The organism is Arachnia propionica, assembly GCF_037055325.1.
Lineage (GTDB): Bacteria > Actinomycetota > Actinomycetes > Propionibacteriales > Propionibacteriaceae > Arachnia.
This window is the reverse complement of sequence record NZ_CP146373.1, coordinates 868,950-890,176: the sequence shown is the minus strand read 5'-3', so window position 1 is coordinate 890,176 and position 21,227 is coordinate 868,950. Positions and strand designations below refer to the sequence as shown.

The 21,227-nt window shown below is 61.8% G+C and carries 24 protein-coding genes; 14 read left to right on the top strand and 10 right to left on the bottom strand.

From position 1 onward, the window contains the following. The first annotated feature begins 1 nt into the window (after position 1). A complete protein-coding gene (locus V7R84_RS04220; protein ID WP_338572361.1) occupies positions 2-619 on the top strand; it encodes a pentapeptide repeat-containing protein in 618 nt (205 codons plus the stop codon). 4 nt (positions 620-623) lie between these two features. Here V7R84_RS04220 and V7R84_RS04215 read toward each other — a convergent pair whose 3' ends face one another. Next, positions 624-1,844, bottom strand: coding sequence for an MFS transporter (locus V7R84_RS04215; RefSeq protein WP_338572359.1), 1,221 nt, complete (start codon positions 1,842-1,844; stop codon positions 624-626). Between the two features lie 99 nt (positions 1,845-1,943). On the opposite strand from V7R84_RS04215, the gene V7R84_RS04210 reads away from it, so the two are divergent. From V7R84_RS04210 to dapC, 3 genes are all read left to right on the top strand, one after another. Then, positions 1,944-3,659 carry a VanW family protein gene (locus V7R84_RS04210; protein ID WP_338572356.1) on the top strand — a complete coding sequence of 572 codons (1,716 nt, stop codon included), beginning with the start codon at positions 1,944-1,946 and terminating at the stop codon, positions 3,657-3,659. Positions 3,660-3,727: 68 nt separating this feature from the next. Further along, positions 3,728-4,048 carry a ferredoxin gene (gene fdxA / locus V7R84_RS04205; RefSeq protein WP_338572354.1) on the top strand — a complete coding sequence of 107 codons (321 nt, stop codon included), beginning with the start codon at positions 3,728-3,730 and terminating at the stop codon, positions 4,046-4,048. Then, a complete protein-coding gene (gene dapC, locus V7R84_RS04200) occupies positions 4,045-5,154 on the top strand; it encodes a succinyldiaminopimelate transaminase (RefSeq protein WP_412728084.1) in 1,110 nt (369 codons plus the stop codon). Before fdxA ends, dapC begins: the two co-directional genes overlap by 4 nt. A gap of 67 nt (positions 5,155-5,221) precedes the next feature. On the opposite strand, the gene V7R84_RS04195 is transcribed toward dapC, so the two are convergent. Genes V7R84_RS04195 through dapD form a run of 3 tightly spaced genes read right to left on the bottom strand, consistent with a single transcriptional unit; the run spans position 5,222 to position 8,276 of the window. After that, positions 5,222-6,457 (bottom strand): serpin family protein, encoded by a 1,236-nt coding sequence (locus V7R84_RS04195; RefSeq protein WP_338572352.1) that lies wholly within the window; start codon positions 6,455-6,457, stop codon positions 5,222-5,224. 51 nt (positions 6,458-6,508) lie between these two features. Continuing rightward, positions 6,509-7,342: a hypothetical protein gene (locus V7R84_RS04190; protein ID WP_338572350.1), complete on the bottom strand. Its 834-nt coding sequence runs from the start codon at positions 7,340-7,342 to the stop codon at positions 6,509-6,511. A 1-nt stretch (position 7,343) separates the two neighbouring features. After that, positions 7,344-8,276, bottom strand: a complete 933-nt coding sequence (dapD, locus tag V7R84_RS04185) for a 2,3,4,5-tetrahydropyridine-2,6-dicarboxylate N-succinyltransferase (RefSeq protein ID WP_338572348.1) — start codon at positions 8,274-8,276, stop codon at positions 7,344-7,346. Positions 8,277-8,443: 167 nt separating this feature from the next. On the opposite strand from dapD, the gene dapE reads away from it, so the two are divergent. Genes dapE through V7R84_RS04165 form a run of 4 tightly spaced genes read left to right on the top strand, consistent with a single transcriptional unit; the run spans position 8,444 to position 10,903 of the window. Beyond that, the gene (dapE, locus tag V7R84_RS04180) at positions 8,444-9,511 is read left to right on the top strand and encodes a succinyl-diaminopimelate desuccinylase (protein ID WP_338572345.1); all 1,068 of its coding nucleotides are present in this window, start codon (positions 8,444-8,446) and stop codon (positions 9,509-9,511) included. Between the two features lie 12 nt (positions 9,512-9,523). Then, entirely contained in the window at positions 9,524-10,267 is a 744-nt protein-coding gene (locus V7R84_RS04175; protein WP_338572343.1) for a TIGR00730 family Rossman fold protein, read from the top strand. Beyond that, positions 10,264-10,725 (top strand): hypothetical protein, encoded by a 462-nt coding sequence (locus tag V7R84_RS04170; protein WP_338572340.1) that lies wholly within the window; start codon positions 10,264-10,266, stop codon positions 10,723-10,725. The genes V7R84_RS04175 and V7R84_RS04170 overlap by 4 nt, the downstream gene beginning before the upstream one ends. Before the next feature lie 10 nt (positions 10,726-10,735). Next, on the top strand, positions 10,736-10,903 hold the full coding sequence (locus tag V7R84_RS04165; RefSeq protein WP_338572338.1) for a DUF3117 domain-containing protein: 168 nt from the start codon (positions 10,736-10,738) through the stop codon (positions 10,901-10,903). A 62-nt stretch (positions 10,904-10,965) separates the two neighbouring features. On the opposite strand, the gene glgA is transcribed toward V7R84_RS04165, so the two are convergent. Next, positions 10,966-12,156: a glycogen synthase gene (gene glgA / locus V7R84_RS04160; RefSeq protein ID WP_338572336.1), complete on the bottom strand. Its 1,191-nt coding sequence runs from the start codon at positions 12,154-12,156 to the stop codon at positions 10,966-10,968. A 63-nt stretch (positions 12,157-12,219) separates the two neighbouring features. Here glgA and glgC point away from each other — a divergent pair, with 63 nt between their 5' ends. Next, complete coding sequence (gene glgC, locus V7R84_RS04155; RefSeq protein WP_338572334.1) at positions 12,220-13,446, top strand: glucose-1-phosphate adenylyltransferase; 1,227 nt, start codon at positions 12,220-12,222, stop codon at positions 13,444-13,446. Between the two features lie 75 nt (positions 13,447-13,521). Here the strand turns inward: glgC and V7R84_RS04150 are convergent, their stop codons facing one another. Then, positions 13,522-14,178, bottom strand: coding sequence for an O-methyltransferase (locus V7R84_RS04150; RefSeq protein WP_338572331.1), 657 nt, complete (start codon positions 14,176-14,178; stop codon positions 13,522-13,524). A gap of 56 nt (positions 14,179-14,234) precedes the next feature. Between V7R84_RS04150 and V7R84_RS04145 the strand changes: the two genes are divergently transcribed. The 5 genes from V7R84_RS04145 (at position 14,235) to V7R84_RS04125 (ending at position 17,901) form a co-directional block, all read left to right on the top strand. Further along, positions 14,235-14,417 (top strand): hypothetical protein, encoded by a 183-nt coding sequence (locus V7R84_RS04145; protein WP_338572329.1) that lies wholly within the window; start codon positions 14,235-14,237, stop codon positions 14,415-14,417. Between the two features lie 3 nt (positions 14,418-14,420). After that, positions 14,421-15,311: a 4-hydroxy-tetrahydrodipicolinate synthase gene (dapA, locus tag V7R84_RS04140; RefSeq protein ID WP_338572326.1), complete on the top strand. Its 891-nt coding sequence runs from the start codon at positions 14,421-14,423 to the stop codon at positions 15,309-15,311. Positions 15,312-15,465: 154 nt separating this feature from the next. Then, positions 15,466-16,053: an RNA polymerase sigma factor SigE gene (sigE, locus tag V7R84_RS04135; protein ID WP_338572324.1), complete on the top strand. Its 588-nt coding sequence runs from the start codon at positions 15,466-15,468 to the stop codon at positions 16,051-16,053. 3 nt (positions 16,054-16,056) lie between these two features. Then, on the top strand, positions 16,057-17,469 hold the full coding sequence (locus V7R84_RS04130) for a zf-HC2 domain-containing protein (RefSeq protein WP_338572321.1): 1,413 nt from the start codon (positions 16,057-16,059) through the stop codon (positions 17,467-17,469). A gap of 27 nt (positions 17,470-17,496) precedes the next feature. Beyond that, positions 17,497-17,901 (top strand): sec-independent translocase, encoded by a 405-nt coding sequence (locus V7R84_RS04125; protein ID WP_338572319.1) that lies wholly within the window; start codon positions 17,497-17,499, stop codon positions 17,899-17,901. Here V7R84_RS04125 and V7R84_RS04120 read toward each other — a convergent pair whose 3' ends face one another. From V7R84_RS04120 to V7R84_RS04105, 4 genes are read right to left on the bottom strand one after another with little or no spacing between them, the layout of a single operon-like run. Beyond that, positions 17,902-19,059: an Mrp/NBP35 family ATP-binding protein gene (locus V7R84_RS04120; protein WP_338572316.1), complete on the bottom strand. Its 1,158-nt coding sequence runs from the start codon at positions 19,057-19,059 to the stop codon at positions 17,902-17,904. It abuts the gene before it with no gap. Between the two features lie 21 nt (positions 19,060-19,080). After that, positions 19,081-19,443 (bottom strand): hypothetical protein, encoded by a 363-nt coding sequence (locus tag V7R84_RS04115; protein ID WP_338572315.1) that lies wholly within the window; start codon positions 19,441-19,443, stop codon positions 19,081-19,083. Next, positions 19,440-19,949 (bottom strand): DUF1003 domain-containing protein, encoded by a 510-nt coding sequence (locus V7R84_RS04110; protein ID WP_338572313.1) that lies wholly within the window; start codon positions 19,947-19,949, stop codon positions 19,440-19,442. The genes V7R84_RS04115 and V7R84_RS04110 overlap by 4 nt, the downstream gene beginning before the upstream one ends. After that, a complete protein-coding gene (locus V7R84_RS04105; protein WP_338572309.1) occupies positions 19,942-21,207 on the bottom strand; it encodes a magnesium transporter MgtE N-terminal domain-containing protein in 1,266 nt (421 codons plus the stop codon). Before V7R84_RS04105 ends, V7R84_RS04110 begins: the two co-directional genes overlap by 8 nt. Positions 21,208-21,227: the final 20 nt, after the last annotated feature.

The window sequence follows — 21,227 nt, the reverse complement described above, 5'->3', positions numbered from 1 at the left end:
TATGGCTCCCGCGCTGTCCCTAGCGGAACTGGCAGGCACCTCTCCGGGGTCGGTGATCGAGGCCACAATCGAGGGAAGCCTGCCCGGCGGAGGGCTGCGGGGTATCGAGTTCGAGAACTGCGTTTTCAGGGGTGTGAACCTGGAAAAGGCGGTTTTGATCGGTGCGTCCTTCAACCAGTGCAGTTTCGAGGACTGCAGCTTCTCCGGTGCAGACCTGACGGATGCCAACCTGGGGGAGTGCAGGTTCACCGGCGCGAAGCTCTCCGGGATCAACTGGGCACTGGCACATGTCAACAGGTTCGCTGCGTGTCCGTTGGAGTTCGTGCACTGCAACATGGACTTCTGTTGGTTCGTGGGTGCGGAGCTGGCGCGGTGTAGTTTTAGCGATTGTTCGATCCGTGAGGCGGATTTTTCCGAGACTCGGCTCACGAATGCTGGGATGAACAACTGCGATCTGCAGGGGACTAGATTTAACCAGACCGATCTCGAAGGGGCCAGCCTCGTTGGCTCCTTCGGCTACGTGTTCGATCCCCGGGAGAACCGGACGAAGGGACTGAAATTGAGCCCGTCCGAATCCTGGCCTCTCCTGAAGGCCCTGGGGATCGAATTCGAGCACTGACCTCTCAGTCGCTACCATCTTCGGGAACTGGTGGTTTCAGGAAGGATCGGTCCAGTTTCTGCGGGATGAAGGAAGCGGTGAAACTGCCCAGCAACAGGAGCGCACCACCGACGGCGAAACCCACCTGGTAATTGGTGACATCCACCAGACCACCGACGGCGACGGGCCCGATGATCGCCCCTAGGTCGACGATCATGGAGTAGGCCGCGACTGGGGTGCCGCCACGTCCACCTGAGGCGTCGCCCACCGCGGCGGCGGGCGCGGTGCCCTGCATGGCCGCGCCGATCCCGTAGATGCACAGCAGCGGGATGAGCACCCAGATCCCGGGGGCGAAGGGCATGGCGATGGCCGACAAGCCACACACCAATCCGCTCGTCACCATGACGGGTTTGCGACCGATCCGGTCAGTTGCCAATCCCGCAGGTGTCAGCGCCGCGGCCTGGAACACCGCCGCGATTGCGAAGGCCATACCAGTCCACCCGGTTTCCAAGGCGTATGTCTCGGTGATGATCACCGGGATCAGGGTGGCGCGCACTCCGATCGACTGCCAGCCTTGGGCAAATCCGAGAAGACAGGCGGCCCGGTAGCGGATGTCCCGTGACGTCTCCCGGAGTGTCCGAGGTTTCTTCGATGCAGTCGGCAGAGGGTCGCATCTTGCCGGGAGCAGCAGCAGAGCGAACAACCCGGCTACCACCAACATCCCGGAATAGAAATAAAAAGGCGCATGTAGGGAGATCGAACCCAGCAGACCCCCGATGGCGGGGCCGGCCATGTTGCCGAGCAGGAAACCGCCCTGGTTCAGGCCTGATGCGCGTCCCCTCACGTGTTGTGGTGTGGTGGAGATCAGCAGGTTCATGGCCGCAATGGTGAACATCGCGGAGCCGATTCCGCCGAGGGCCCGCACCGTTATCATCCACCACAGGTTGGGGGACAACGCCACCCCGAAAGTGGTGATGGCCACGATGATCATTCCCAGGGTGAGTGCGTTACGTTCCCCAATGGCCTGCCCGATTCGGGTGACGAACGGGCTGCTAACCAGCCTCATCAGGGCGAACATGGATACCACCAGCCCGAGCTGGAAGTTGTCGGCCCCGAAGGTGCGTGCGAAGGGGCTCAGTACCGGGATCACGACCCCGAAGCCGACGGCGATGAGGAAGGTTGTGGTTGCCAATACCCATGCAGTACGGGGCAATCCGGTTGCTTTCAGCCGTGTCCTGAGTCCCACGTCGTCTCCCTCCTGTGACCCCCGGCCAACGTGACAGCCTACTCGCGTACCATGGGGCGGGCTCATTCCCCATGAGCAGTGACAAGAGAAGGACCGGAGTTGACCAGCAAGAAACCCCCATTGCGGCTCAGGAAATGGTTGATAGGAAGTGGCATCGGACTCGTCGTGCTGCTGGGAGGCGCCTATGCGGCGGCCTATCTCATGGCTGGTGACAAGGTGCCGGCCAACACCACAGTTGAAGGAGTGGCGATCGGTGGGCTGCATCCTGCCGAAGCAGAGCAGCGGCTGCGCACCGAGTTGGGGTCTCGGTACGAGGCGGCTGTGACCATAACTGACGACAAAGAGCACACTGTTGAACTCACGCCTATGGACAGCGGCTTGAGCGTTGACTATGCGGGTGCCGTGAAAGCGGCTGGGGGAGCGAGCCTGAATCCGGTTGACGTGTTCAAGACCTTGGTGGGCGGTGGCCCGACGGAACTGCCGAAGAGTGTCGATTCCGAGAAACTCAAAGAGACGCTGACCACCCATGCCCCGGTCTTCACGATTGAGGGCACTGACGCCACGCTCGCCTTTGCGGACGGCGCGATCAGCCGGACCGAATCCACCGATGCGGTGGTCCTGGACGTGGATGCCACCAGCACGGTGGTCGCCGACGCCATGAAATCTGGTGCCCGTGAGGTTGCGGTCGTTACGAAGGCACAACCTCCGGCCGTCACGTCAGCAATGGTGGACGAGGCAGTTGCGAGTTTCGCGACTCCAGCGCTTTCTGGTCCCGTCACGGTGCAGGTTCGTGACAAGAGTTTCCAGGTGAGTCCAGAACAGATCGCAGCGGTCACTACCTTCCTGGTCGAGGACGGCAAGCTGGTCCCGCACCTCAGCCCGGAGCAGCTGTTGAAGGTGACCGCCGAGGCCCGTGCCGGTCTTGGCTTGGTGACAGGTAAGAATGCCAGTTACACACTCAAGGGCGAAACCATCGAGGTGGTTCCTGCCGAGGGTGGCCAGCAGGTCGACATGAAAGGCTTGGCAGAAGGCGTCACCAAGGCCGCGGTCCAGAGCGGTGAGGCCCGGACCACCACAGTTGAAGTGCTTGAAGGGTCTGCGGAGTTCTCCACCGAGCAGGCGGAAGCCCTCAAACCTACCCAGGTGATCGGGGAATTCACCACCGAGTACCCCCATGCTGACTACCGGAACAAGAATTTGGGACGAGCAGCAGAGCTCATCAACGGCAAGGTGCTTCTTCCCGGCGAGACGTTCAGCCTCAACGACACCCTAGGACCCCGTACCCCGGAAAACGGTTTCACCGATGGCTACGTCATCAATGGTGGCCTACTGGTCAAGGAATCCGGTGGTGGCATCTCCCAGGCCGCGACCACCATGTACAACGCCGGTTTCTTCGCTGGCTACGAAGATGTCGAGCACCGACCCCACAGCTTGTATTTTCCCCGCTATCCGGCGGGCCGTGAAGCCACCATCTACTACGGCAGCTTCGACATGAAGTTCAAGAACAACACCGATTACCCGGCCTACATTCAAGGGGTGAACATCCCATCCACATCGGGTGGCAAGGGAAGCCTCACCTTCCGGATCTGGTCCCGCCCGACATGGGACAAAGTGGAGTCGACAGAGCCGGTGAAATCCAATTACTACTCGGGTGGAGAGCGCGTCGTGAACACCCCGGGCTGCGAGCCCCAGGAATCTATTCAGGGCTTCACGGCCACCTGGAAGCGGTTGTTCTACAAGAACGGAGAGGTGGCAAAAACCGAGGACTACTCGTGGACCTACTCCGCTGGGGACAAGGTCACCTGTGGTTCCTGAGGCCGTGGGACGCAGCTGAATCCGGTGCCGCGCGCTAAGCTTCTCGCGGAAGAACCAGAAGGAGTGAAGTGACCTACATCATTGCCTTGCCGTGCGTTGACGTGAAGGACAGGGCCTGCGTGGAAGAATGTCCCGTCGATTGCATCTACGAGGGCAACCGGATGCTCTACATTCATCCCGAGGAGTGCGTGGACTGCGGGGCGTGTGAACCTGTGTGTCCAGTGGAGGCCATTTACTACGAGGACGACCTGCCTGAGGAGCAGGAAGAATACTTCGACATCAACGCCCAGTTCTTTGAAAACCTCGGTTCACCCGGCGGGGCTGCGCGACTTGGCCCCGTTGACCAGGATCATCCGACAGTGGAGCAGCTTCCCCCGCAGGGCGAATGATGTCCCTGGCAAAACAATTGCCTGATTTCCCCTGGGACTCCTTGACGGAGGCCAGGCGTGTGGCCAGAGAGCATCCTGGCGGGATCGTTGATCTGTCCGTTGGAACGCCGGTGGACCCCACCCCGGAAATCGCTAAGGATGCGCTGGCAGCCGCGTCGGATGCCCACGGGTACCCGACGGTCTGGGGTACCCCGGAGCTTCGTGACGGCATCGTCGGTTACCTGCAACGCCGATGGAAAGCGCGTGGCCTGCGGCACGAGTCCGTGCTGCCCGTGATCGGCACGAAGGAAGTGGTCGGTTGGCTGCCCACCTTCCTCGGCCTGGGGGCAGGCGATGTCGTGATCCATCCCGGGATCGCCTATCCGACCTATGAGGTGGGTGCCCGGGCGGCAGGTACCAGCCCTGTGGCCTGCGACGATCCCGATGCCATCCCGGCAGGAACCAAGCTGATCTGGATCAACTCGCCCGCCAACCCTTCGGGTCGCATCCTCTCCCCGGAGCAGCTGCGCGCCTGGGTGGTGTCTGCTCGCCGCGAGGGGGCCGTGCTGGCCAGCGACGAATGTTACGGAGAGTTCGCCTGGGACAAAGAGACTCTCAGCGTCCTCGATCCGCGTGTCAACGACGGCAACCTCTCCGGACTGCTGGCGGTGCACTCTGTCTCGAAGCGCTCGAATGCCGCCGGATACCGTGCCGGGTTCGTCGCAGGTGATCCGGTGGTGGTGCAGGACCTGGTGCAGGCCCGTAAACACCTCGGCATGATGGTTCCCGGCCCGATCCAGGCCGCCCTGAAAGCCCTGCTAGCAGATCAGGAGCACGTGGAGGAGCAACGGCGGCGTTACCTGGCCAGGCGCGCCGTGCTTCGCCCTGCCCTGGAGGCCGCAGGCTTCCGGGTGGATGACTCCGAGGGGTCGCTGTACCTGTGGGTTACCCGTGATGAACCGTGCCGGGACACCATCGCGTGGCTCGCGCAGCGCGGGATTCTCGCCGCCCCGGGGGACTTCTACGGAACCCTCAGCGGCTCTCACGTCCGCGTCGCCCTCACTGCCACGGATGAGCGAATCGCCTCCGCCGCCGCCCGGCTGGGGGAGCAGCCTCAGGGCAACTGATCACGGCAGGGACGGGTTCCGGCTGGGGTTCGGAGCGCCGGGTGGTTCAGACGGTTCCGGTACCGGATCATTTCGCCCCGGGATCCGACACCACGGCCAGGAACAGCGGCCATCCCGTGCGGACGTCCAGCACCCGCATCACGTAGGGATGGTCCATCACGAGCGCGGTCGGCGGGTCCACGGGGGCGCTCACAGGGATTTCGACTTCCGTCAGGGCTGCGCCGACGGTGCCCTTCGCATTCACCTGGAGGCGCACCTGCTGGACGGCCTGGTTTGCTCCAGCACCGTCGAAGATGCCGTCGAGATGCTCGAGGTCCACCCCCAACTGGGTGAATTCCTCCTTGAGGTTGCGTTTCGCGGCCAGGTCGGCGGGGGGCATGGTGACATTGACTCTGCCCTCGGGGGCCGCACTCAGCTTCTCGTGGGTCTCCTGCAACACATGAGCGTCCCACGTCAACGGGTGGATTCCCCGGTCCGGGAGAATGACATCCATGGCGAGGTTTTCGTCATAGGGCAGCCGAACGGCCTGCCAACCCTGCCCGGAGGCGACCCGGACGAAGAAGCTGTCCGACAGGGCCTTACTCTCCACGGTCTCCCCGCTCCCAGTAGTGAAAGTGAGCGGGGCGTCGTCGGATGTGAACTGCGTTTCCCAGCGGGAGGCGAACAGCAGGGCATCCTGCACCACTAGCGCCGTATTATGATCCACCGCTATTCCTGACTGCTCGATCAGCCCAGCGGTGTTCTTCTTGGCCCAGGCATCCAGACTGGCCTGGGCATCGGAGTTCTTCACCTTCTCCACCGAGGCGTCGAAATGTTTCCGGATGGCATCCAGGAAAGGAGACGTGGGCTGGACGTCACTGCAGATCAAGAGACGGGACGCCAAATTGATGATCGGTTTCTCGGGCGGGTTCTTCGCATCGATGCTCTCCGGCAAGGAAGCGTAGTCTGCCAGACCGGCCCGCAATGCGCTAATACCGACCGCCCGGTCCTCGGAGTTCATCCCGAACAGCTCGTCCAGGGCGGTCGCGGAGGCTCCCGAGGCCCCGAGACCGGCCAAGGCCAGGGCTGCACACAACGAGGCCGGGGAAAGCAGCTGGTTTTTCGTGCGATCGCCCTGCACGAGCAGACGCCAGCCGATCTGTTGCGAGGCTGTAGCGGCAACCCTGGCCAGGGGATTGCCTGGATTCTGCGCCACGTATGTGGCGGTTCCCGTCAGGAATTCCACCTTGGATTCGACCGAGCAACCGCTCACCGCAGCGACCGCCAGACCTGCGAGGATCAGAGTTCGTCGGTTCAGCAACATGGGCTTCCTCCGGGGCTGTGTGATCTCACTCCAATCTCACCCCGGCGTGGGTCACGACCTGAGTTTCATGGTCACCGTCACCGAGTTACCAGAAACCGGCTGGAGGTCCTTCCAGGTTCGTTCCCCCTGTTTCCATTCGTTTCCACCGACGCTCACTTTTTCGATGCCGAGGTCCGTGGCATTGGCGATGGCCAGATGAGTGACCGACCAGGCGGAATCAGCATCGTTCGCCGTCATGGTCAGGTCGGAGCCGTTGTTCTGGAGGCTGACACCGGGGACGGCTGCCACCACTTTGTCCAAAACACTGCGGTCTGTGCCGCTGGCGTCTCGGTTGATGCAGGCGAAGACGCCCTCCCTGGAGCCCCGGAAAGCTCCGGCCAGGGCGCGCGCATTGGTTTCGTGCTTCCTGTAGGCCTCGGGGTGCCCGGAACGCTGCACCTTCTGGGCGATGTCGTTGACATCGGTGCTCTCCCAGTTTTCGAATTTGATCAGCTCCTCGTAGAACCGACCGGAGCTGTACCACGGATCCATGATCTGCTCCTCAGTGCCCCAGTCGTAGGAAGGACGTTGCTGGAACAGTCCGAGGGAGTCTCGATCGCCGTAGTTGAGGTTCCGTAGTCCCGATTCTTGCCACGCCGTGGCGAGGGCAATCACCGCCGCTTGCTCGGACAGGCCACGGTTGTACGACTCTGCGACGATGATGGAGGCGTTTCTCGCCTGCTCGTTGGTGAGCCGGAGCGGTTCCTCCACACCCGCGACCTGTAGATAGCAGGCGTTCGGAGTCGTGCGGGTGATGAACCACTCGTATCCCTTCCAGGCGCCGAAGCCGAGGAGGCCCACTATCACGAGTGCTGTAACCAGGAGTATTGCTGTCTTCTTGCGCATGTCAGTTGGCGTGCAGTTCGTCGTTCAGTTCAACAGTGCTGCCTTGACGTGGTTTGACCACGACTTTTCCTGATTGTGAATCCCTCAGGAACAAAAGGCCGGGGACGCCGGAGAGTTCCCGGGCCTTGACCACGCGACCGTCGGGCAACTCCACCTTCGTGCCTGCAGTCACGTAGAGCCCGGCCTCCACGATGCAATCGTCACCCAGCGAGATCCCGACTCCGGATTCCGCTCCGAGCAAACAGCGCTCACCGATGCGGATGACTTCCTTGCCGCCTCCGGAGAGGGTGCCCATGATGGAGGCACCGCCGCCGATGTCGGAACCATCGCCGACGACCACCCCGGCGGAGATGCGTCCTTCGACCATAGAGGTTCCCAGTGTGCCGGCGTTGAAGTTCACGAACCCCTCGTGCATCACGGTGGTGCCGGAGGCCAGATGAGCCCCCAATCGCACCCGGTCCGCGTCCCCGATACGAACTCCCGCGGGGACGACGTAGTCGGTCATGCGTGGGAATTTGTCCACGCCGAAGACCAGTAGAGTCTCGCCTTGGCCGCGAAGCGATGTGCGGAGACGAGCCACATCCTCTACACGGACCGGGCCATGACTGGTCCAGGCGTTGTTCGGCAGCTTACTGAAGATGCCGTCGAGGTTGAGCCCGTGTGGCTGGACCAGGCGATGGCTGAGCAGGTGCAGCCGCAGGTAGGCGTCCTCAGTGTTCTTGGGGGCGGTGTCGAGGTCAATGACCACGCACACCACCTTCGTGGTGACGTGGCGCAGGTCGTCCGTGAACTGGGCTGCCAGCAACGACTCGGGGGCCTCCCTGGTGACCTCACCGCCGATTCGTGGTTCTGGGTAGAACACGTCGAGAACGGAACCGGAGGCGTGAATGGTGGCGAGGCCCCAGCCCCAGCCCTGGCGAGGAACGTCAGTCATGCGGGCAAGTGTAGTGAACACGGGCGACAACGATCCCGGGACAGGTCCCAGGTGCAGCGATGACCTCGAGGGATCTCCGGTCGCTGACCTGCCCGCATCAAACGAACCCTACAGTCATGGGGTACTTCGTGGTTATTGCTGGTGTGTGTGGCAGTAGGCTCGCAGCCATGAATCTTGACCCCCACGCCGATCTTGTTACCCTGCTACGTTCCGTCGTTGACGTCGAGAGCGTTTCCGGGAATGAGAAGCAGCTTGCGGACCTGGTAGAGGAACTGCTTCGCGCTCAGTCTCATCTCGAGGTGGTGCGCGACGGTGACTGTGTGGTGGCCCGGACCCGGCTCGGTCGTGAGCAGCGAGTGGTGGTGGCCGGTCATCTTGACACCGTTCCAGTGGCCGGAAACCTTCCGAGCACGGTGGAGGAAACTCCGGAAGGGGTTGTGATCCACGGCAGGGGCACTGTGGACATGAAGGGCGGGGTGGCAGTCGCATTAAAGCTTGCTTGCGAACTCGATCAACCCCGTTTCGACGTCACCTGGGTGTTCTACGACCACGAGGAGGTGGACGCCTCCCTGAACGGTCTCGGGCGGCTTGCGGACAACCGCCCGGACTTGCTCGAGGCAGATTTTGCGGTCCTCATGGAGCCGACAGGAGCCCGGGTCGAGGGAGGATGCCAGGGAACCATCCGCATCAGAATCACCATCGAAGGCAAGGCCGCCCACAGCGCCCGCGCCTGGATGGGAAACAACGCAGTCCATGGCCTAGCGGACCTGCTCACACGGCTTGCTGCCTACGAACCGAGGAGGATCGAGGTGGAGGGTCTGGAGTATCGGGAGGGTCTCAACGCCGTTCGCATCGGTGGGGGAGTGGCAGGCAACGTCATTCCGCCTCAGGCATGGGTAGAGATCAACTACCGGTTCGCACCCGACAAGAGCCTCGACGAGGCTCTTGGGTACCTGAGGGAGGTCTTCGACGGGTACACATTCGAGGTGACCGACCTGTCCCGGGCGGCTAGACCCGGGCTGGATCGACCGCTTGCGCAGGAGTTCGTCAACGCGGTCGGTGGGGAGGCGCTCCCCAAGTACGGTTGGACCGATGTGTCCCGTTTTTCCGCACTCGGGATTCCTGCGGTCAACTATGGTCCCGGGGATTCGTCGCTGGCTCACCGTGACGACGAACGCTGCCCAGCCGATCACCTGAGGATTTGCGCCGACGGTCTTCGCCGCTGGCTTGCATGAAGGAGGAGCCTGATGACCGAACGCCGTCAAGGAGCTGTGGTGCTGCGTGGCCAGGCCCACAATGAGGTACTGACCGCTGACGAGGCCCTTCTTGGTTCCGACGGGGACGAATGGGCCAGTAAGGACCCGTGGCGGGTGCTGCGTATCCAGGCCGAATTTGTGGAAGGATTCGACACCCTCCACGATCTTCCCGCTGCCGTCAGCATCTTCGGTTCAGCACGAATCAGTCCCACCGATCCGATGTACCGCGCAGCGGAACAGATTGCCCGGGGCCTCGTGGAAAAAGGGTTCGCCATCATCACTGGTGGTGGGCCCGGCATCATGGAAGCAGGCAACAAAGGGGCCGTCGAGGGGGGTGGCACATCCGTGGGGTTGGGGATTGAGCTTCCCCACGAGCAGGGGCTCAACCCCTACGTCGGGCTTGGCATCAACTTCCGCTATTTCTTCGCCCGCAAGACGATGTTCCTGAAGTACTCGCGTGGATTCGTCACGATGCCCGGCGGCTTCGGCACCCTCGATGAGTTGTTCGAGTCGCTGACGCTGATTCAGACCGGCAAAGTGACCCACTTCCCGGTGGTGTTGTTCGGAAGTCATTTCTGGGGGCCGCTGCTCGATTGGATCACACAGCAGGTCAAAGCCGGCGGGTTCATCAGTCCGGGTGATCTGGAGTTGATCACTCTTACTGATGATGTTGATGAGGCAATCGCTGCCATGGGATCTCCTGACCGAATCCGAACAGTAGGCTCTGACGCATGATCTGGGTCTTCGGGGCAGTTTTCATGGTGGTTCTCGTCCTGGCGGCCTGGGCAGGGACCGGGCGGCTCGGGGAGATGCCTGAGCCGGTGAATGACAGGCCCAAGGCCTTCATCCCAGATCTTCCCTTCGGGGAGAAGTTCGTGAGGCAACTACGCCTTCCCACTGTCTCGGTTGGCTATGAGCAGGCGCAGGTGGACCAGTTCGTGGCAGAGGCCGAACGGCAACCGCCGCCGGGGCCTCCTCAGTTCGACGTCGTCGCCGGAGGCTACGACATGCAGGCCGTTGATGTAGTGATCAATCGGATTGTCGAGAATCTTGGTGTGCGTTCTGGGCAGCCTGCTGCCGGGCTCGTCGCTGGTTTGGAAGCGCCGTCCCCGGTCAATCCCAGCCTGGTTGATGCATCAGGGACTTTGCAGATGCGGAATAATGGAGGAGTTCACTTGGACTCCAAGGATTGAGGTTTGGCACATGGCAGCGATGAAACCCCGCACGGGAGACGGACCCATGGAGGTCGCGAAGGAGGGGCGTGGCATTGTGATGCGCGTTCCGGTTGATGGCGGGGGACGACTGGTGGTTGAGATGAATGCCACGGAGGCAACCGATCTGCTCAACGCCCTAAAGGGCGTCGTTGGCTGAGTACGACCGAATCCACCTTGACAGGGTCGCCCGGGAGGTTTCTCCCGGGCGACCTTCAGTCTTCAGCGATTTCCGTGGAAAGCAATGGCCTTCTCGTAGACCGCGATGGTCTCCTTCGCGATCTGCTCCCATGAGAACTCATCGATGCAACGCTGCCTTCCAGCTTTCCCGAACTTCTCGGCAAGCGCGGGGTCGCTGGTGAGACGGTTCACCTTGGTGGCGAAATCTGTCTCGAAGCCGGAGATGAAGTCGGGATCGGCTGCCTGAGCAGGGTCGTAGGGGACGAGCAGCCCCGTGGTCCCGTCCACCACAACCTCCGGGATCCCACCCACCGCGGAGGCGACGACTGCTGTTTCACATGCCATGGCCTCCAGGTTCACGATTCCGAGAGGCTCGTAGACGCTTGGGCAGGCGAAGACTGTTGCGTGGGTCATGACCTGTCTCACGGAGGCCCGGGGAAGCATTTCCGGTATCCAGATCACGGGCGCGCTGCGTTTGGCTTGAAGTTTCGAGAACGCGTCATCGAACTCGGCAGCGATCTCCGGGGTGTCGGGAGCTCCTGCGAGCAGCACGACCTGGGTTTCGGGATCGAACTGCTGGGCTGCCCGCACCAGGTGGATGAGTCCTTTCTGGCGGGTGATGCGACCCACGAACACCACGGTCGGAAGGTCCAGGTCAATGCCCAACTCCTGCATCACGTCGGTGCCGTTGTCCGGTTTGAACTCGTCGGTGTCGATTCCGTTCTTGACCACGAACACCCTGTCGGGGTCAAGATTCGGGTAGGAGGCAAGGACGTCTTTGCGCATCCCCTCGGACACGGAGATGACGGCGTTGGCAGCTTCGAAGGCGGTTTTCTCGGCCCATGAGGACACCCGATACCCGCCTCCCAGCTGTTCCGCCTTCCAGGGGCGGTGTGGTTCCAGCGAATGCGAGGTTACTACGTGGGCGCGGTCCAGCATCAGCCCTGCCAGGTGACCTCCCATGTTGGCGTACCAGGTATGGGAGTGCAGCACATCGGTGTCCTCGGCGATGGCGGCGGCCATTGACAGGTCGGCTCCCAGCACCCGTAGGGCCGCGTTTGCCCCGGTTGGCCAGGATTCCGGATGCGCGAGGGCGCCGTCACGGGGTTCTCCCATGCAGTGAACATCGACGTCGATGAACTTCCTGAGCTGCGGGACGAGCTGGGCCACATGGACCCCCGCACCGCCGTAAATCGATGGTGGATACTCACGAGTCAGCAGCGACAGTTTCATGCTCAGCAATGATATCTTCCCGAAGCTGTTGTAAGGGACCCGGTGAAGCGCTAGGTTTCAAGCATGGTGGCACGCCCGAAGATCCTGTCAATCGTCCTCGCTGGTGGCGAGGGGAAGAGGTTGATGCCGCTGACCTCCGATCGCGCCAAGCCAGCAGTGCCGTTCGGAGGCAGTTATCGGCTGATCGACTTCGTCTTGTCCAATCTCGCGAACTCTGGGTTGACCCAGGTCGCGGTCCTGACCCAGTACAAATCCCACTCCCTAGACCGGCACATCTCCATGACGTGGCGGTTCTCAACCCTCATGGGCGCTTATGTGACGCCCGTTCCCGCTCAGCAGCGTTTGGGTCCCCGCTGGTATCAGGGATCCGCCGACGCCATCTACCAGTCGCTCAACCTGATCCGTGATGCCAATCCCGACTATGTCGTCGTGTTCGGCGCGGACAACATCTACCGGATGGACATCGAGCAGATGGTGGATGCTCACATCGATTCCGGACTCGGCTGTACGGTCGCGGGGATCCGTGTACCCCGCAGTGAGGCCAGTGCTTTTGGCATCATTGATGCAGGCGAGGACAAACGCATCAAGAACTTCTTGGAGAAACCCGCCGATCCGCCGGGGCTGCCGGACTCACCGAATGAGTCATTCGCCTCGATGGGCAACTACATCTTTTCCCGGCACGCGCTGGTGGAAGCGCTCCGGGCCGATGCGGAGAACCCAACGGCCAAGCATGACATGGGCGGTGACATCGTCCCGTGGTTCACGGCCCAGGGGCAGTCTCAGGTCTACGACTTCAAGGACAACGTAGTTCCCGGGGCAACTGACAAGGACCTCAACTACTGGCGCGACGTCGGTACGATCGATGCCTACCATGAGGCCCACATGGACCTGGTCTCCGTGGATCCGGAGTTCAACCTCTACAACAGCGACTGGCCTTTGCTGACGAACCAGTCTCAAGCGCCCGGGGCAAAATTCGTCATTCGCGGAAAGGCGGAGGACTCCATCGTCAATCCCGGATGCATCATTTCCGGCGGCGAGGTGGACCGTACCGTGCTGGGGCCGAACGTGCGCATCGATAAGTGGTCCCAGGTCTCGGATTCCGTGCTAATGGACGGTGCGCGTGTCGGTCGGGACGCGGTGGTGCGTCGTGCCATCCTCGACAAGCACGTTCTCGTCGAGGACGGGGCGCAGATTGGTGTCGACCACGACCATGACCGGGATCGAGGTTTCCACGTCTCGCCTAGCGGTGTGGTCGTCGTCGGCAAGGACAAGGTTGTCCCACGCGACTGAGCAAAGAAAACGTGAGTGGCTGCTCGGAGTGATTCTTCCGGGCAGCCACTCAGCTTGAGCGGGAATCCTGATCGCTCAGTTCTTGACGGCCACCAGCAACCCGTTCCCCACGGTGAGCAGAGTGGTCGTATAGCTCTCGGCCGCCTGCACTGCGTCAAGGGCCTCACGGATGATGATCGTCTCGTCGCCTTCCCGGCCCGGGTTGGCGACGGTGTTGTACCAGAGCACGTCATGCAGGATGAGAAGCCCACCCGAGCGCAGGAGACGCAAGGCAGCGGCCACGTACTCGACATATTCCAGTTTGTCGCCATTGATGAAGACGATGTCGTAGGCGCCGTCCCGTAGTTTTGGCAGTATCTCCAGCGGGGTGCCTGCGATCAGTCGACAACGCGACGGTGGGTAGCCGGCAGCGTTCAGGAAAACTCGTGCCGGAAGCTGATTGTCCGCCTCGGAATCAATGCTCGTCAGTACACCGTCGGAGGTCATGCCAGCGAGCAGCGGTAGCGCCGAGGTACCCAAGGCTGTGCCGATCTCTACCACGGTTCGTGCATTCACAGCCTTGGCAAGGACAGTGAGAGTGGACGCAACGCCTGGACTGACCGGTGTGAGCCCGGCCTGAATGGCCTCCGAACGGGCCTGCTGAAGGCCATCGGCAAGAGGGGAGTGAGCCTCGGCGAAGCTCCAGCTCTCCGCCGTCGGTGCCGGAATGGGAGAATCAGCTATGTGAGTCACACGGCAACTCTACCCAGTTCGATGCTCTTATCCGTGGAAGCTCTATCCTAAAGCGCATGAGTCATGTGGCGAGTGCCGAGGACCTGAGCAGTGCGTGGCAGGTGCTCGGTGCAGCCGGTTGCTGCATGAGGTTCGTCACAGCAGCCACATCATCGGGAATTGGCTCAGTGACACTGACGAGAACTGGGCGGAGGAACGTCCACGACGAGGAAATCCTTGTCAATTTCGAGGAGGCCTGAACCATGTCTGCAAGTCCGGAACAGCCTATTTTTGGGCGGCTGCTGACCGCCATGATCACCCCATTTGGGCCTGACGGGAAAGTGAATCTCACAGAAGCGGCCCGGCTAGCCCAGCACTTGGTTGACAGCCAAGGACATGACGGATTGGTGATCAATGGAACCACCGGAGAGTCGCCCACCACCAGCGACGAGGAGAAACGGGAGCTGCTCGGTACGGTGATCGAAGCGGTCGGGGACCGTGCGTCAGTTGTGGCTGGGGTCGGAACCTTCGACACACACCACACGATTGAACTCTCGAGACAAGCCGCCGATGCTGGCGCCGATGGGTTGTTGGTGGTGACCCCTTACTATTCCAGACCACCTGTCGACGCTCTCGAGGAGCATTTCCTTGCTGTGGCTGATGCCAGTGAACTGCCCATCATGCTCTACGACATCCCCCATCGTGCCGGGATTCCAATTCCGGAGACCTCCCTGATACGTTTGGCAGACCATCCCAGGATCGCTGCGGTCAAGGATGCCAAGGGAGACATCTGCTCGTCCTCGGTGGTGATCGCCAACAGCACGCTGACCTATTACGCGGGCGATGACGCCTACCTGCTTCCTTTGTTGGCTGTGGGGGGAGCCGGAGTGGTCGGGACGTCTACGCACTTCTCAGGTCTTCAGGTGCGAGCGCTTCTTGATGCCTTCGTTGCGGGGAATCTCGAACAAGCGCGGCAATTCAACGCCCAGCTGCTGCCAGTGTTCCGAGGGGTGTTTGCCACCCAGGGAACGATGATGGTCAAAGCAGCGTTGAACCGCTGCGGCTTCGACGTTGGGATGTGCCGCCCCCCCATGGGAAAGGTCGCTCCGGAACTCTTGGAACGTTTCCTCAGGATTCTGGACGCCCAACTCTGAGCATTTCCCTGGAATTTTGCAGGGGCCCGAAGGATTCCAGCAGTGGCAAAACCCGTTGGGAACAAAACTTTGTCACTGCCCGTTGAGCGCTGTGGGGAGGTGTGGAAGGCTTTACGCACAGGTTCCTCACAGGATGAAGTGCCAGATTGTTCCCATGGAGAGGCGAGGCGTGTTCCGCAACAAGACGAGACCGAACGATTCGGACTGGGTTGCGCCCACGTGGGCGGAACTCGTCCGGGATCACTCGGCGCAGGTCTACAGGCTGGCCTACCGGCTCACCGGCAATCGTCACGACGCCGAGGACCTCACCCAGGACGTGTTCGTTCGGGTGTTCAAGTCAATCCACAACTTCCAGCCCGGCACTCTCGAGGGCTGGTTGCATCGCATCACCACCAACCTGTTCTTGGATTCTGCGCGGCGTAGGCAGCGGATCCGCATGGATGCTCTCAGCTCCGCTCCCGAGCACGTCTGGGGACAGGACCGCAGCCCTGAGGAACTCCACACGGAAGGGGCCTTGGACGCAGACGTGGCGAGTGCCCTGGCGGCTCTGAAACCCGAGCAGCGTGTTGCCGTTGTGCTCTGCGATATCGAGGGAATGAGCTACGAGGAGATCTCGCAGGTGTTGGGGATCAAGCTCGGCACCGTGCGCAGCCGGATCGCTCGTGGACGCGCACAATTGCGCGATGCGCTTGCCCACCGCGCACCGAACGAGGACCATGCCCGATACCTCGGGGTGTCATAGGAGGTGCGGGGAAACGAATGCCGCCGCTACGAGGACGACCTTTCAGGGTTCGTCGATAAGACGTTGCCGGAACGCCGCGTCAACCAGGTCAGTGAACACCTGATCCGGTGCTCGCGCTGCGCATCTGTCGTCGAGGAACTGCGGCGAGTGCGTTCCAGACTGAGTTCCTGCCAAGCGGTAGCCCCTCTACCAGAATCCTTGACCGAACGACTTCAAGACATCGCAGGAAATGAGTGCGATCAGCCTCTCTACCTGATCGCCGAGGACGGAACGCGCTGTCGAAGCGTCGGCTGGCGACTACTCAGAGGAAGCGTGGCCGCGACTCTCGCGCTCGCGACGTTGATGATGCTTTCGCTGGCCTTGGCGAAAGAACCCACGATCATAGGGGACCCAGTCAGGGCAGCGCGTGAGCAGTACTCGCTGGCCCTCACCACGATCAATGTCGGTCAAGGCGTTGGCGCCGTCCAGTGGGCGCGTGAACGAGGAGCCCGTCCCGGGGCGGCCGTGCAGCTGTCTCCTCGCCCCATCAATCTCGGTCCGGCAGTGCCTATCGACGAGAGCAACGCGATGGCCCGTCTCGGTAACAACGGTCAGAGCATTACCTATTCCGGGCGGCAACGGGTCTGGCTCATGGACGGAGACGGTTCTCACCGGGCTAATGACGTGGAAGTCGATGTTGTTGCAGGTGAAGGAGCCAGCCTGACGGTTCTCGATGCAACCGGGGAGCGTTTCCTCTCGTGGTTCGTCCCCACGATGGGGTGCTGCTCATCCCTTGTCGGCACCGGGCTGCAGTTTTACACCTATCAGAGCTCGGACGACATTGCAGGGCGCAGCGCTTCCGTTGTCGAGGCGCATGGCGACGGGTATCTCGTGGCCCGCTGGTGGCTCGATGACGAAACGGGACTTCCCCTGTGGGTGGAGCGATACAACATGGCTGGAAGCCCCACACTGGTCTTCGGGTTCGTCACGATAAGCATCGGAACGGCACAGCTAGCCACGGCCTCCACCCAGCCCTACCCGATGGAATCCGTATCCAGCGCCAGCACTTCCGGATGGTGCGTGGGCCTGCCAGAGTGTCCACTAGAGCTGGGGGGGCTTCCCCTGGTGGCCCATGCCAGTTCTGGAGAAGGAGAGAAGTCCTACCAGCGGCTGGTCTATTCCGATGGCGTCCGTACCCTGAGCGTGTCATGGACCCTGGGTGTGCTGGCAGGCGGAAACCGGATCTCTGACGATTCTCCGGGACTTCCTCAGGTGTCTGTCTGGCAGGTGGGCGAAGGCGTGGTCTCCGTGGCCACCAACGGCCCACGAACTCTGATGGCCGAGGCATGTAAGACCCTCCCGCAGATGCAGGAGAACAAGTTCGGCTTTGTGGAGCGCATGGGAAGTGGCCTGGGGCGGTTGGTCGGGATTGGCTGAGAGCCTGGTCACGGGTAGCCTGAGCGTGTGTTCAACATTGACGCCTCCGAGCTGATCCTTCTTCTGATACTCGGCGTCGTCATGTTCGGCCCCGAGAAGCTCCCCATGTTCGCGCGCAAGGCGGCCCGGGTGTTCGTGGCAGTCAGGAATATTGCGAACAATGCCCAGACACAGCTGCGTGAAGAACTCGGCCCCGAATACTCTGACCTCAAGCTCGAAGACCTCAACCCCAAGAAATTCGTTGCCAAACACATGCGCGAGGAGATCGCGGCCATTGAGGAGGCCAAACGCGAGATCTCCACAGTGAGCAGCACCGTGAAGGCCGCTGCAGAAGCGACAGCTTCGACAGCGGTGACAAACGATTCGATGATCGAAACGGACGCCGCAACGCTCGCGCTTCTCGCGGCCCCCTATGACCCAGAGGCGACCTGATCAGGCTGGACTCACGGGAAGCATCTTCCCCACAAGGTTCCGGCTGCGATTTGCCAGCTCTTCACCCAGCTTCAGCAAGGCTTGCGCGGCTGGATGCTCTGGGGCGCCAAGAACGAGGGGTTCTCCTCTGTCGCCCCCTTGCAGGAGAGCTTCATCAAAGGGCACCTGGGCCAGCAGCGGCACCTCGTATCCGAGGCGCTCGCTCAATGCTTCCGCTACCAGGATGCCGCCTCCGGAGCCAAAGAGTTCGATCCTGTAGGACTTCCCGGTGTCGGGAGCGGTGAACTCCAGCCAGCTCATGTTCTCAACCACTCCGAGCACCCTCTGTTTGAGAATGTGCGCCATCGTTCCAGCCCGCTCCGAGACCTCAGATGCAGCGAGCTGTGGGGTGGTCACTACCAGGACCTCGGAGTTCGGGATTTTCTGTCCCAGACTCATCGCGACGTCTCCCGTGCCCGGGGGAAGATCGAGAAGCAGGAAATCCACATCCCCCCAGAAAACATCGGCCAGCAGCTGGGTGAGAGCTCGGTCAAGGATGGGGCCACGCCAAGCCACTACTTGATCCCGGGAGGGTTTCAGCATGCCCACCGAGATCACCTTCAGTCCTTCTGCTGCCGGGACCGGCAGAATCATGTCGTCGACGACCGTTGGACGTGTATCACCCAGACCCAGGAGATCCGGCACGGAGTGGCCATAGATGTCGGCATCGAGGATGGCGACGCTACGACCTGCTTTCGCGAGGGCCAAGGCCAGGTTCACCGTGACTGAGGACTTACCAACACCGCCTTTGCCGGAAGCTACTGCGATCACCTTCGTCAGATTTCCCGGCCTGGCGAACGGGATCTCGCGTTCCGGTTGGCCACCGCGCAGCACTTGTCGCATCGCGGCTCGTTGCTCCTCATCCATCACACCGAGCTCGACACGCACGTCTCTGACACCTTCGACGGCTCCCACGGCCTCGGTCACGCGGCTGGTTATCTCGGCACGCATTGGGCACCCGGGGACGGTCAGTAGGACTCGAATGAAGATCTGGCCATCGTCGGTGGCTGTCACTTCATCGACCATGCCCAGCTCTGTGATTGGGCGGTGAATTTCGGGATCCTCGACCGTGTGCAGAGCAGCTCGGACCAAGGGAAGAAGGGGGTTCTCGTTCGTCACCCCTCCATACTCCCGCACAGTTCAGCTGGTTTCCAGCTCTTCCTTATCGGTACGGGAGTCCAGGGCGTCTCCCAGCAGGACCATGCTGATACCTGCCAGGGCTGGTAACCAGATGGATGTGAGGACTGCCAGCACCACGATGGTGGGCCCGAGAATCAGGTGTACGGTCAGCCGTTGCCGGTAGGTGAAACGATTGTGTGCGGCGGGGGCCAAGCGAAGCCTCCACACGAAACCGTAGGCAATCAGTGCCAGGAGGGCAGCGCCCAGTCCGACCCAGAAACCTGAACCGAGCACCCAGAGCGACCATGTGGCCACTACCGCCATGACCATGTGCCCCGCGAGCAGCACCACGGAATACCAGCTGATCGACTGTGGTCCGCTCATGGTTCCTCCCTCTTCTCGCTGAGTGCCTGTTCCAGACGCTCTGTGAGTTCACGCAGTTCGAACCGCAGCTCCGAGCGTACGAAGTCGCGGGTGGTTAGCTCGCCGAGATGCATCCGGATGGCGGCGATCTCGCGGGCCAAGAAGTCCATGTCGGCCCGCGACTGGGCTGCCAGACGGCGGTCCTCGTCGAGGCTCAGTTTGTCTCGCACCTCCTGCCGGTTCTGCGCCAGCAGGATCAGGGGGGCCGAGTAGGAGGCCTGCGTCGAGAAGAACAGGTTCAGCAGGATGAAAGGGTAGGGATCCCAGGAAAAACCGTAGATGCCGACCACGTTGAAGATCACCCATGCTCCGACGAAAACCGTCATGTAGGCGATGAATTTGCCGGTTCCCATGAAACGGGCGGCGGCCTCCGCGAACTCGCCGAAAGCCTCCGAGTCGAGAGTCACCTTCGGCAGCAGTCGGCGCCGCCTCGACCGTGGTTCCGACAGGGGACTGCGCTCAGCCATGGTTCACCTCCACAGGCTCGTCCATCTGGGTGCCGCGCCAGTCGTCGGGCAGCATGTGATCGAGGACGTCATCTACGGTGACTGCTCCGACGAGTGCTCCGTCGGAATCAACCACGGGGGCGACCACCAGGTTGTAGGTGGCGAAGAAGCGCGACACCTGCGCCAGGGGTGAGTCGGGGTTCAGGGGCTCCAGGTTGTGGTCCAGCATCGTCGCCACCATCAAGGTGGGGGCGGCCCGCAGCAGCTGTTGGAAGTGCACTGCTCCCACGTAGCGGCCCGACGGGGTTTCCAAGGGGGGACGGGTGACGAACACCATGGAGGCCAGGGCCGGGGTCAGCTGTTCCTCACGGATGTGGGCCAGGGCCTCTGCCACCGTCGCATCCGTCCCCAGCACCACTGGTTCCGGGGTCATCATGCCGCCGGCTGTGAACTCGCCATAAACCAGCAGCCGGCGCACGTCGGAGGCATCCTCCGGTTCCATGTGCTCGAGCAGGTCCTCCGCGACCGCCTCCGGGAGTTCCTTGATGAGGTCTGCGGCGTCGTCCGGGTCCATCTCTGCCAGCACATCGGCGGCACGATTCGTCTCCAACCTCGAGATCATCTTGATCTGTTCGTCCCCGGGAAGTTCCTCGAGAGCCTCCGCCAAAGTTTCGTCGTCAAGTGCATCGATGACGTCGACCAGGCGATCCGGGTCGAGGTCGTGTAGCTCCTGGGCGATGTCCGCGGGCTTCATGTCGGAGAACTTCGCCACCAAGTGTTCCGGGGAACGTCCGGTCGTCAACACCAGGTCTGGAACCTGGTTCCACTGAATGATGTCGGTGACGCGGCGACCGCCGAATCCGAAGCGACTCACCCGGGTGCGGCTCGTGATGGCAACCTGGAATAGTTCCCACTCGCGGTTGCGCACCTGAATCATGGAGACGTCGTAGATGTGGGTCGGGACATCTCGCGGGACGGGACGATCGAACAGATCGGCGGCCACGAGCCACTCCGTCTCACGTTTGCTGAAGCGACGGGTGTCGACCTGACCGAGAATCGCCACCTGGTTGACCGTTATGTTGTGAACTCGGATCATAGGAACGAAGATCCGTTGTCGGGCGAATAACTCAACTGCCAGGCCGCGTACCCGGGGTGCTAGGTTTCCGGTGCGCAAGTGGAAAACCACGTCCTTCACGCGCCCTACCTGATCACCCGCTGCATCGACCACGGGCAGACCGATCAGGCGGGAGATGAAAACCGCTGATTCCTTGGCGCTCATGGACAAGAATCTACACTTGG